Source organism: Citrobacter sp. VF227, from assembly GCF_052950715.1.
In genome coordinates, this window is sequence record NZ_JBRFVF010000001.1 from 1,029,188 (window position 1) to 1,041,923 (window position 12,736).

Genomic DNA, 12,736 nt, shown 5'->3' on the forward strand with positions numbered 1-12,736 from the left:
AATCGTTTCAGGATGAGAAACTCATAAGAATGAAAGGCAGTAATAAATCCCGCTGGGTGATAGCAATCGCGATCGTCGTGGCTTCCATCGCCGCAATCTGGTTCTGGCAAAGCCGCAGCGCTTCCCAGGAAACCGCACCGGGCGCGACCAAACCAGCGCAGCAAACGCCAGGGTCAGGACGGCGTGGAATGCGTTCCGGACCGTTAGCTCCCGTTCAGGCTGCCACCGCCACCGAGGAAGCCGTTCCGCGTTACCTGACAGGGCTGGGAACCATTACTGCCGCCAATACCGCCACGGTACGTAGCCGGGTGGACGGACAGCTCATCGCCTTACATTTCGAAGAAGGGCAGCAGGTAAAAGCTGGCGATCTGCTGGCTGAGATAGACCCCAGTCAGTTCAAAGTCGCTCTGGCTCAGGCGCAGGGGCAACTGGCAAAAGATAAAGCCACGCTGGCGAATGCCCGTCGCGATCTTGCCCGCTATCAACAGTTGGTTAAAACCAATCTGGTCTCCCGCCAGGAGCTGGACGCCCAGCAGGCGCTGGTCAATGAGACGTTAGGGACGATTAAAGCGGATGAGGCCAGCGTCGCCAGCGCCCAACTGCAGCTCGACTGGAGCCGGATAACCGCCCCTGTCGATGGTCGCGTCGGTCTGAAACAGGTCGATGTGGGTAACCAAATATCCAGCGGCGATACCACCGGGATTGTCGTCATTACGCAAACGCATCCCATCGACCTGATATTCACCTTGCCTGAAAACGACATCGCCACCGTGTTGCGGGCACAAAAATCGGGGGAGCCGCTCAAAGTCGAAGCCTGGGACCGAACCAATTCACAAAAACTGAGTGAAGGCGTCCTGCTCAGTCTCGACAATCAGATTGATGCCACTACAGGAACCATCAAAGTTAAAGCCCGTTTTAACAATCAGGATGATGCGTTATTCCCTAACCAGTTCGTCAACGCCCGCATGCTGGTCGACACGCAGCAAAATGCCGTGGTGATCCCAACAGCCGCCCTGCAGATGGGCAACGAAGGCCACTTTGTCTGGGTGCTGAACAGCGATAATAAAGTGAGCAAACATCTGGTTAAACCGGGTATTCAGGATAGCCAAAAAGTGGTAATCGCCGCGGGGTTGTCCGCAGGCGATCGGGTCGTAACTGACGGTATTGACCGCCTGACGGAAGGCGCAAAAGTCGAAGTCGTTGAGGCGCATGACGCCTTAGCGACGGACGAGAAAACTGCGCCACGCGGATACGGCAAAAAAGGAGCCGATTCCTGATGCAGGCGTTACCTCCGGACAATACAGGCGGACCATCGCGCCTGTTCATTCTGCGCCCCGTCGCCACCACGTTGCTGATGGTCGCGATTTTACTGGCCGGTATTATCGGTTATCGCTTCCTGCCGATCGCCGCCTTGCCGGAAGTTGATTACCCAACAATTCAGGTCGTTACGCTCTACCCCGGCGCCAGCCCGGACGTCATGACCTCGGCGGTCACCGCACCGCTTGAACGTCAGTTCGGACAGATGTCTGGCTTGAAGCAGATGTCCTCGCAAAGCTCCGGCGGCGCATCGGTCGTCACGTTGCAGTTTCAACTGACGCTCCCGTTAGATGTTGCCGAGCAGGAAGTTCAGGCTGCGATTAACGCCGCCACTAATTTACTGCCAAACGACCTGCCCAACCCACCGGTTTACAGCAAGGTAAACCCGGCAGATCCACCAATCATGACGCTGGCGGTCACTTCCAGCGCCATGCCGATGACGCAGGTGGAAGATATGGTCGAAACCCGCGTCGCGCAGAAAATCTCTCAGGTTTCCGGCGTTGGTCTGGTAACCCTTTCCGGTGGACAACGTCCGGCGGTCCGCGTGAAGCTTAACGCTCAGGCCATTGCCGCCCTCGGTCTGACCAGCGAAACTATCCGTACGGCCATCACCGGAGCCAACGTTAATTCAGCGAAAGGGAGTCTTGATGGCCCAACGCGTGCCGTCACGCTTTCAGCCAATGACCAGATGCAGTCCGCGGACGAATATCGTCAACTGATTGTGGCCTATAAAAACGGCGCGCCGGTGCGCCTGGGCGATGTCGCTACCGTCGAACAAGGGGCAGAAAATAGCTGGCTGGGCGCGTGGGCCAATAAGCAACAAGCGATTGTGATGAATGTGCAGCGCCAACCTGGGGCGAACATCATCTCCACGGCAGACAGTATCCGTCAAATGTTGCCGCAGCTCACCGAAAGTCTGCCCAAATCAGTCAATGTCAGCGTGCTTTCAGATCGTACAACCAATATTCGTGCCTCTGTTGCAGACACCCAGTTTGAGCTGATGCTGGCAATAGCACTGGTGGTGATGATTATCTACCTGTTTCTGCGCAATATTCCGGCGACGATTATTCCCGCCGTCGCCGTACCGCTATCGCTAGTCGGCACTTTCGCGGTGATGGTATTTCTTGATTTCTCCATCAACAACCTGACTTTAATGGCGCTCACCATCGCAACGGGCTTTGTGGTGGATGACGCTATCGTGGTTATTGAGAATATTTCACGCTACCTTGAAAAAGGCGAGAAACCGCTGACTGCCGCCCTGAAAGGTGCAGGCGAGATTGGTTTTACCATCATCTCGCTAACATTTTCGCTGATCGCCGTCCTGATTCCACTGTTGTTTATGGGTGATATCGTTGGCCGATTATTCCGTGAATTTGCCGTTACGCTGGCCGTGGCAATTCTGATTTCCGCCGTCGTCTCACTTACCCTCACGCCGATGATGTGCGCGCGTATGCTTAGTCAAGCCTCGTTGCGCAAGCAAAACCGCTTCTCCCGAGCCTCGGAGCGCATGTTCGATCGCGTCATTGCCGGGTACGGTCACTGGCTGGCAAAAGTACTAAACCACCCTTGGCTGACGCTGAGCGTGGCACTCGGCACGCTGGCACTGAGCGTCATGCTATGGGTTTTCATCCCAAAAGGTTTCTTCCCGATCCAGGACAACGGTATTATCCAGGGTACGCTACAGGCACCGCAGTCCAGTTCGTTTGCCAGCATGGCCCAGCGCCAGCAACAGGTTTCAGATGTCATCCTTAAAGATCCGGCGGTAGAGAGCCTGACCGCGTTTGTTGGCGTGGATGGTACGAATCCGGCATTAAACAGCGCGCGTTTGCAAATCAACCTTAAACCGCTGGATGAACGTGACGATCGCGTACAGAAAGTGATCGCCCGGTTACAGGACGCGGTTGACAGAGTCCCCGGCGTTGACCTCTACCTTCAGCCGACCCAAGACCTGACGATTGATACTCAGGTTAGCCGGACGCAATATCAGTTTACGCTGCAAGCAACTTCCCTGGATGCCCTCAGCACCTGGGTTCCACAACTGTTAGCAAAACTACAGCAGCTACCGCAACTGTCCGACGTCAGCAGCGACTGGCAGGATAAAGGACTGGTGGCGTATGTGAATGTCAATCGCGACAGCGCCAGCCGTTTAGGCATTAGCATGGCGGATGTCGATAATGCCCTGTATAACGCCTTCGGCCAGCGACTGATTTCAACCATCTACACCCAGGCCAACCAGTATCGCGTCGTGTTAGAACATGACACCAATAATACGCCAGGCATTGCCGCGCTGGACACTATCCGTCTGACCAGTAGTGACGGCGGCATGGTACCGCTCAGCGCGATCGCCAGCATTGAACAGCGTTTCGCCCCTCTGTCGATTAACCACCTCGATCAGTTCCCGGTCACCACCATCTCATTCAACGTGCCGGAAGATCATTCGCTGGGCGATGCGGTACAGGCAATTCTGGATGCCGAAAAAACGCTTAACCTGCCCGCGAATATTACCACCCAGTTCCAGGGCAGTACCCTCGCCTTCCAGGCCGCGTTGGGCAACACTATCTGGTTGATTGTGGCCGCGGTTGTGGCGATGTATATCGTGCTCGGCGTGTTGTACGAGAGCTTTATTCACCCGATTACCATTCTCTCCACGCTGCCTACAGCGGGTGTCGGAGCACTGCTGGCGTTAATGATTGCAGGCAGCGAACTGGACGTCATCGCGATCATCGGCATTATTTTGTTGATCGGTATCGTCAAGAAAAACGCCATCATGATGATCGACTTTGCCCTTGCTGCGGAGCGCGAACAGGGTATGGCGCCGCGCGATGCCATTTTCCAGGCGTGTTTACTGCGTTTTCGTCCAATCCTGATGACGACGCTGGCAGCGCTGCTCGGCGCGTTGCCGCTGATGTTAAGTACCGGTGTGGGCGCAGAGTTACGCCGCCCATTAGGGATTGGCATGGTTGGCGGGCTGCTGGTAAGTCAGGTGTTAACTCTGTTTACTACGCCGGTGATTTACCTGCTGTTTGACCGCCTGTCGCTGTACGTGAAAAACCGCTTCCCGCGCCAGGAAGAGGAAGCGTAAATGAAATTTTTCGCGCTTTTCATTCATCGTCCGGTGGCGACCATTCTCATTTCGGTGGCTATCACCCTGTGCGGTATTCTGGGTTTTCGACTGCTGCCGGTCGCTCCGCTGCCGCAGGTGGATTTTCCGGTGATAATGGTCAGCGCATCATTACCCGGTGCCTCCCCTGAAACAATGGCCTCCTCGGTCGCGACCCCGCTGGAGCGCTCGCTGGGGCGCATCGCGGGTGTGAACGAAATGACCTCAAGCAGTTCGCTTGGCAGTACGCGCATTATTCTCGAATTCAAATTCGACCGTGACATCAATGGTGCAGCGCGGGACGTTCAGGCCGCGATTAACGCGGCGCAAAGCCTGTTACCCAGCGGGATGCCAAGCCGACCAACGTACCGCAAAGCCAACCCTTCCGATGCGCCAATAATGATCCTGACGCTCACGTCAGACACTTACTCGCAGGGTGAACTGTACGATTTCGCATCGACCCAACTGGCACAAACCATCGCGCAAATCGACGGAGTGGGTGACGTGGACGTCGGCGGGAGTTCTCTGCCTGCCGTACGGGTCGGACTCAACCCGCAAGCGCTGTTTAACCAGGGGGTGTCACTGGACGACGTGCGTAGCGCGATCGACAACGCCAACGTGCGTAAGCCGCAGGGAGCAATCGAGAATGATACCCATCGCTGGCAGGTACAAACTAACGATGAGCTGAAAACCGCCGCCGAATACCAACCGATTATCATCCACTATAACAACGGCGCGGCGGTGCGGCTTGGTGACGTTGCGTCTGTAACCGACTCGGTACAGGACGTTCGTAACGCGGGGATGACCAACGCCAAACCCGCCATCCTGCTGATGATCCGCAAACTGCCGGAAGCCAATATTATTCAGACGGTAGACAGCATTCGCGCCAAATTACCGGAGTTACAAACACTAGTCCCGGCCGCCATCGACCTGCAAATTGCCCAGGACCGTTCGCCGACTATTCGCGCCTCACTGGAGGAAGTCGAACAGACGCTGATTATCTCTGTAGCACTGGTTATCCTGGTGGTCTTTGTTTTCCTGCGTTCCGGGCGCGCGACCCTGATCCCCGCAGTAGCGGTTCCGGTCTCGCTGATTGGTACCTTTGCCGCCATGTATCTGTGCGGATTCAGCCTGAATAACCTGTCGTTGATGGCGCTGACCATTGCGACGGGATTTGTCGTGGATGACGCCATCGTGGTACTGGAAAATATTGCTCGCCATCTGGAAGCGGGCATGAAGCCACTGCAGGCGGCATTACAGGGCACGCGCGAAGTGGGATTCACCGTGCTCTCTATGAGCCTGTCGCTGGTGGCGGTATTCCTGCCACTGCTGTTAATGGAGGGATTGCCTGGGCGCCTGCTGCGCGAATTTGCCGTCACGCTGTCGGTTGCCATCGGTATCTCGCTGCTGGTGTCACTCACATTAACGCCAATGATGTGCGGCTGGATGCTCAAATCCAGCGCCCCACGTGAACAGTCGCGTAAACGGGGATTTGGTCGTGTGTTGGTAGCACTGCAGCAGAGTTACGGCACTTCGCTTAAATGGGTGTTGCGCCACACGCGAATGGTGGGTGTGGTGTTGCTCGGCACTATTGCGCTGAATATCTGGCTTTATATTTCCATTCCCAAAACCTTCTTCCCGGAGCAGGATACGGGCGTATTGATGGGAGGGATCCAGGCCGACCAGAGCATCTCTTTCCAGGCTATGCGCGGCAAACTGCAGGACTTTATGAAGATCATCCGCGACGACCCGGCAGTAAATAACGTCACTGGTTTTATAGGAGGTTCCCGGGTTAACAGTGGGATGATGTTTATTACCCTCAAGCCGCGCGATGAACGCCGCGAAACCGCTCAGCAGGTGATCGACCGCCTACGAGTGAAGTTGGCAAAAGAGCCGGGCGCGAATCTGTTTTTGATGGCAGTCCAGGATATTCGCGTCGGTGGACGCCAGGCCAACGCCAGCTATCAATACACATTGCTGTCCGACGATCTCGCAGCGCTTCGTGAGTGGGAACCGAAAATCCGTAAGGCGCTTGCCGCCCTGCCCCAACTGGCGGACGTCAATTCCGATCAGCAGGATAATGGTGCGGAGATGAACCTTTCCTACGATCGTGACACCATGTCGCGTCTGGGGATCGACGTCGCAGCCGCTAACAGCCTGTTGAACAACGCGTTTGGCCAACGGCAAATTTCGACTATTTATCAGCCGATGAACCAGTACAAAGTGGTGATGGAGGTCGATCGACGTTACACCCAGGACATTAGCGCGCTGGACAAAATGTTCGTCATCAACAATGACGGTAAGGCGATCCCGTTATCGTACTTTGCCAAATGGCAACCGGCGAATGCCCCGCTGTCGGTTAACCATCAGGGCTTATCTGCCGCCTCAACCGTGTCGTTTAACCTGCCGACAGGCTCTTCTTTATCTGAGGCGACAGAGGCCATCAACAGAACAATGACCCAACTCGGCGTTCCCTCCACGGTGCGCGGCAGCTTTGCCGGTACAGCACAAGTATTTCAGGACACCATGAAGTCACAGGTGATCCTGATTATCGCCGCTATCGCCACGGTCTACATCGTGCTGGGCATGTTGTATGAAAGCTATGTTCACCCTCTGACCATTCTCTCCACGCTACCTTCCGCTGGCGTTGGGGCTTTGCTGGCGCTGGAGCTGTTCAATGCCCCGTTCAGCCTAATCGCCCTGATAGGGATCATGCTATTAATTGGCATTGTGAAGAAAAACGCCATCATGATGGTCGATTTTGCGCTGGAAGCACAGAGAAACGGCAAGCTGCAGCCGGAGGAAGCCATTTTCCAGGCCTGCCTGTTGCGCTTTCGCCCAATCATGATGACCACGCTGGCAGCGTTGTTTGGCGCGCTGCCGCTGGTGTTATCCGCAGGAGATGGCTCTGAACTGCGCCAGCCGTTGGGGATAACCATAGTCGGCGGCCTGGTCGTGAGCCAACTCCTGACGCTGTATACCACGCCCGTGGTGTATCTCTTTTTCGACCGTCTGCGTCTGCGTTTTTCGCGTAAAAACAGCAAACCGGTAGCAGAGTTATGACAGAACTTCCCGACAGCACCCGCTGGCAGCTTTGGATTGTGGCATTCGGCTTTTTTATGCAATCGCTGGATACCACCATCGTTAATACCGCGCTTCCCTCGATGGCGGCAAGCCTCGGGGAAAGCCCGTTACATATGCATATGGTCATTGTGTCATATGTATTAACCGTTGCCGTCATGCTGCCCGCCAGCGGATGGCTGGCAGACAAAGTCGGCGTGCGTAATATCTTCTTCAGCGCCATCATTCTGTTTACACTTGGTTCGCTGTTTTGCGCCTGGTCGAGCACGCTCAACGAGCTGGTGATGGCACGCGTCTTACAAGGCGTTGGCGGTGCGATGATGGTGCCGGTCGGCAGGCTAACGGTGATGAAAATCGTCCCGCGCGAGCAATATATGGCGGCAATGACGTTTGTCACACTGCCCGGTCAGATTGGTCCATTACTGGGACCGGCATTAGGCGGTATTCTGGTTGAGTACGCCTCCTGGCACTGGATATTTTTGATTAACATTCCGGTAGGTATTGTCGGCGCGATAGCAACGTTGATGCTGATGCCCAACTACACCATGCAAACCCGACGCTTCGACCTCTCCGGATTCGCGATGCTGGCGGTCGGTATGGCAGTTCTGACGCTGGCGCTCGATGGTAGCAAAGGAACCGGCCTCTCCGGTATCACGCTGGCGGCGCTGGTTATCTGTGGGGTGTTGGCAATTACGCTGTATCTGAAACACGCTCATCGAAATCCCCGCGCGCTATTCAGCTTAAATCTGTTTCGCACATCGACCTTCTCACTAGGTCTGTTTGGTAGTTTTGCCGGACGCATCGGCAGCGGTATGCTGCCGTTTATGACGCCGGTGTTTTTACAGATTGGCCTCGGTTTTTCACCGTTTCATGCCGGGTTAATGATGATCCCGATGGTGCTGGGCAGTATGGGCATGAAGCGCATTGTGGTGCAGGTCGTTAACCGGTTTGGCTACCGTCGCGTACTGGTCGCTACTACGCTTGGCCTGTCGCTGGTCTGTGTGCTGTTGATGACCACCGCGCTACTCGGCTGGTATTACGCCCTGCCCTTCGTGCTGTTCTTACAGGGAATGGTCAACTCAACGCGCTTTTCATCCATGAACACCCTGACGCTAAAAGATCTGCCTGACGATCTCGCCAGCAGCGGCAACAGCCTGCTGTCGATGATCATGCAGCTGTCGATGAGTATCGGGGTAACTATCGCGGGTCTGCTGTTAGGCATGTTTGGCCAACAACATATCACCGTTGACAGCAATAGTACGCATAACGTCTTTATGTATACCTGGCTGTGCATTGCACTCATTATTGCGCTGCCCGCTATCATTTTTTCCCGCGTGCCGAATGACACGCAAACCAACGCGGTGATTTCACGGCGCAAAAGGAGCACCTGATGAAGTTCTGGCGGCCCGGTATCACCGGCAAACTGTTTCTGGCGATTTTCGCCACCTGCATTGTGTTGCTGATCAGCATGCACTGGGCCGTACGCATAAGCTTCGAACGCGGTTTTATCGATTATATTAAGAACGGTAACGAACAGCGGCTGCAAATGCTCAGCGATGCGCTCGGCGAACAGTATGAGCAACATGGCAACTGGCGATTCTTGCGCAATAACGATCGGTTTGTTTTTCAGATCCTGCGTTCTTTTGAACACGACAATGACGATGATAAACCGGGTCCAGCCATGCCGCCACACGGCTGGCGTACGCAGTTTTGGGTTGTCGATCAAAATGCCCGCGTGCTGGTCGGCCCGCGGGCCCCGGTCCCCCGTGACGGTATGCGCCATCCCATCCGCGTTAACGGTAGCGAAGTGGGTGCCGTGATTGCCTCACCCGTGGAGCGCTTAACGCGTAATACGGATATCAATTTCGACAAGCAGCAAAGACGTTCCAGTTGGCTTATCGTCGCGCTCTCCACGATCCTGGCGGCGCTGGCAACGTTTACGCTGGCGCGCAGCCTGCTGGCACCGGTCAAACGGCTGGTGGAAGGCACACACAAACTGGCGGCTGGCGATTTCACCACTCGCGTTGCGCCGACCAGTACGGATGAGCTAGGTAAACTGGCGCTGGACTTTAACCAGCTCGCCAGTACGCTGGAAAAAAACCAGCAGATGCGCCGTGATTTTATGGCCGATATTTCTCACGAACTGCGCACGCCGTTGGCAGTATTGCGCGGTGAACTGGAGGCTATTCAGGATGGCGTACGCCAGTTTACGCCCGAGTCGGTGGCCTCTTTACAGGCTGAAGTCGGTACACTCACCAAGCTGGTTAACGATCTTCATCAGCTCTCCATGTCAGATGAGGGCGCTCTGGCCTATCAGAAAACATCGCTGGATCTTATCCCGTTACTGGAAGTGGCAAGCGGCGCATTTCGTGAACGCTTTGCCAGCCGTGGACTGACGATACAGCTTTCGCTCCCGGACAGTATGGCGGTTTTCGGTGACAGAGATCGTTTGATGCAGTTGTTCAACAATCTGCTGGAAAACAGCCTGCGCTACACCGACAGCGGCGGTGGACTGCACATCAGCGCCGAACAACGTGAGCGTATGGTTTTATTAACCTTCGCTGATTCCGCTCCTGGCGTCAGTGACGACCAGTTGCAGAGGCTGTTCGAGCGATTTTATCGCACCGAAGGCTCGCGTAACCGCGCCAGCGGAGGTTCCGGACTGGGGCTGGCGATTTGCGTCAATATCGTACAGGCGCATAATGGTCTGATCCGCGCCGCCCATTCGCCTTTTGGCGGGGTTAGCATTACAGTAGAGTTTCCGCTGGAACGCGATTTACAGAGAGATGTATGACTGAGTTACCCATTGATGAAAACACGCCGCGTATTCTGATCGTGGAAGACGAGCCCAAGCTGGGGCAACTACTTATCGACTACCTGCGAGCGGCAGGCTACGCCCCTACGCTTATCAGCCACGGTGATTTGGTTCTGCCTTTTGTGCGGCAGACACCGCCCGATATGATCTTGTTAGATCTGATGCTGCCCGGTACCGACGGTCTGACTCTGTGTCGGGAGATTCGTCGTTTCTCGGAAATCCCCATCATGATGGTAACCGCCAAAATTGAAGAAATAGATCGCCTGTTGGGGCTGGAGATCGGTGCAGATGACTACATTTGCAAACCTTACAGCCCGCGCGAAGTTGTCGCTCGCGTGAAGACGATTCTGCGCCGTTGCAAACCGCAGCGCGAACTGCAACAAATGGATGCAGCCAGCCCGCTGATTGTCGATGAAGGTCGTTTTCAGGCGTCCTGGCGTGGGAAAATGCTCGACTTAACGCCCGCCGAATTCCGCTTACTCAAAACGCTGTCACATGAACCGGGAAAAGTCTTCTCCCGCGAACAGTTACTCAATCATCTCTACGACGATTACCGCGTGGTTACCGATCGCACTATCGACAGCCATATTAAGAACTTGCGACGCAAGCTGGAGTCGCTGGATGCGGAGCAGTCATTTATCCGCGCGGTCTATGGCGTAGGGTATCGTTGGGAAGCCGATGCGTGCCGAATTGTGTAATCAGAGATAGCCCAACCGATGTCAGATAAGACGGAGCGACCACCAGGTACAATGACTTTACCTGCCCGCCCCTCAGCGCTACAATGCCCGCCCTTAATATGGGGGCACTCCCCTAACCGCCTCACCGAGTGTGGCGAGTCTGACCTGTCATCAGAACGAGAAAATTATGTTTAAACCGGAACTCCTTTCCCCGGCGGGAACGCTGAAAAACATGCGTTACGCTTTCGCCTATGGCGCAGACGCCGTGTATGCGGGCCAACCGCGTTATTCATTGCGCGTACGCAACAACGAATTCAACCACGAAAACCTGCAGCTCGGCATTAATGAAGCCCATGAACTGGGTAAAAAATTCTACGTGGTGGTGAACATTGCCCCTCACAACGCCAAGCTGAAAACCTTCATTCGTGATCTGAAACCGGTGGTGGAAATGGGGCCGGATGCCCTGATCATGTCAGACCCGGGGCTTATCATGCTGGTGCGCGAAAACTTCCCGGAGATGGACATTCACCTTTCAGTACAGGCTAACGCCGTAAACTGGGCAACGGTGAAGTTCTGGAAACAGATGGGGCTGACCCGCGTGATCCTCTCCCGCGAGCTATCGCTGGAAGAAATTGAAGAGATCCGCACCCAGGTGCCGGATATGGAGCTTGAGATCTTCGTGCACGGTGCGCTGTGCATGGCCTACTCCGGCCGTTGCCTGCTCTCTGGCTACATCAATAAGCGTGACCCGAACCAAGGCACCTGTACCAATGCCTGCCGCTGGGAATACAACGTGCAGGAAGGCAAAGAAGACGTGGTGGGCAATATCGTGCATAAATACGAGCCTATCCCGGTACAAAACGTTGAGCCGACGCTGGGGATTGGCGCGCCGACAGACAAAGTATTTATGATCGAAGAAGCCCAGCGTCCGGGTGAGTATATGACCGCGTTTGAAGACGAACACGGTACTTACATCATGAACTCGAAGGATTTGCGAGCTATTGCCCACGTTGAACGACTGACTCAAATGGGCGTGCATTCGCTGAAAATTGAAGGTCGCACCAAGTCCTATTACTACTGCGCGCGCACCGCACAGGTATATCGCAAAGCGATTGATGATGCCGCAGCCGGTAAACCGTTCGACCCGCAACTGCTGGAAACGCTGGAGGGTCTGGCACATCGTGGTTACACCGAAGGCTTCCTGCGCCGCCATACGCATGACGACTATCAGAACTATGAATACGGCTTCTCTGTTTCCGAGCGCCAGCAGTTTGTCGGTGAATTCACTGGTGAACGTAAAGGTGAACTGGCGGCAGTACTGGTGAAAAACAAATTCACCGTCGGCGACAGCCTGGAGCTGATGACCCCACAAGGCAACATCAACTTTACTCTCGAGCAGATGGAAAACGCGAAAGGCGAAGCAATGCCGGTTGCACCGGGTGACGGCTACACCGTCTGGATGCCGGTACCGGAGGATATCGATCTGAATTATGCATTGTTGATGCGTAATTTTGCTGGTGAGTCCACACGCAACCCGCATGCTAAGTAGTTAATTACGGTTATTTTTCAGCGTACGGAAGATTCTTAGAAATCGATCACATACCGTTTCGTTCATTAAGGGTATTATCTCCTCCGCTGAAAAACATAACCCATAAATGCTAGCTGTACCAGGAACCACCTCCTTAGCCTGCGTAATCTCCCTTACGCAGGCTTATTTTTTGCCTGCCGTTTAAATTCTCCGAGTAT

7 protein-coding genes are annotated in these 12,736 nt (G+C 54.9%); all 7 read left to right on the forward strand.

The genetic code is table 11. The annotated features are described in order from the left end of the window. Positions 1–29 precede the first annotated feature (29 nt). Positions 30–1,277: an MdtA/MuxA family multidrug efflux RND transporter periplasmic adaptor subunit gene (locus ACU8YC_RS05165; RefSeq protein WP_187253371.1), complete on the forward strand. Its 1,248-nt coding sequence runs from the start codon at positions 30–32 to the stop codon at positions 1,275–1,277. Beyond that, positions 1,277–4,399, forward strand: coding sequence for an MdtB/MuxB family multidrug efflux RND transporter permease subunit (locus ACU8YC_RS05170; RefSeq protein ID WP_210904581.1), 3,123 nt, complete (start codon positions 1,277–1,279; stop codon positions 4,397–4,399). The genes ACU8YC_RS05165 and ACU8YC_RS05170 overlap by 1 nt, the downstream gene beginning before the upstream one ends. After that, a complete protein-coding gene (mdtC, locus tag ACU8YC_RS05175) occupies positions 4,400–7,480 on the forward strand; it encodes a multidrug efflux RND transporter permease subunit MdtC (protein WP_446895087.1) in 3,081 nt (1,026 codons plus the stop codon). It abuts the gene before it with no gap. Then, the gene (mdtD, locus tag ACU8YC_RS05180; protein WP_187253374.1) at positions 7,477–8,889 is read left to right on the forward strand and encodes an MFS transporter; all 1,413 of its coding nucleotides are present in this window, start codon (positions 7,477–7,479) and stop codon (positions 8,887–8,889) included. The genes mdtC and mdtD overlap by 4 nt, the downstream gene beginning before the upstream one ends. Then, positions 8,889–10,292: an envelope stress sensor histidine kinase BaeS gene (gene baeS / locus ACU8YC_RS05185; protein WP_187253375.1), complete on the forward strand. Its 1,404-nt coding sequence runs from the start codon at positions 8,889–8,891 to the stop codon at positions 10,290–10,292. The genes mdtD and baeS overlap by 1 nt, the downstream gene beginning before the upstream one ends. Further along, positions 10,289–11,011: an envelope stress response regulator BaeR gene (gene baeR / locus ACU8YC_RS05190; RefSeq protein WP_187258726.1), complete on the forward strand. Its 723-nt coding sequence runs from the start codon at positions 10,289–10,291 to the stop codon at positions 11,009–11,011. The genes baeS and baeR overlap by 4 nt, the downstream gene beginning before the upstream one ends. A gap of 166 nt (positions 11,012–11,177) precedes the next feature. Next, entirely contained in the window at positions 11,178–12,539 is a 1,362-nt protein-coding gene (gene trhP / locus ACU8YC_RS05195; protein WP_151219777.1) for a prephenate-dependent tRNA uridine(34) hydroxylase TrhP, read from the forward strand. The last annotated feature ends 197 nt before the right edge of the window (positions 12,540–12,736 follow it).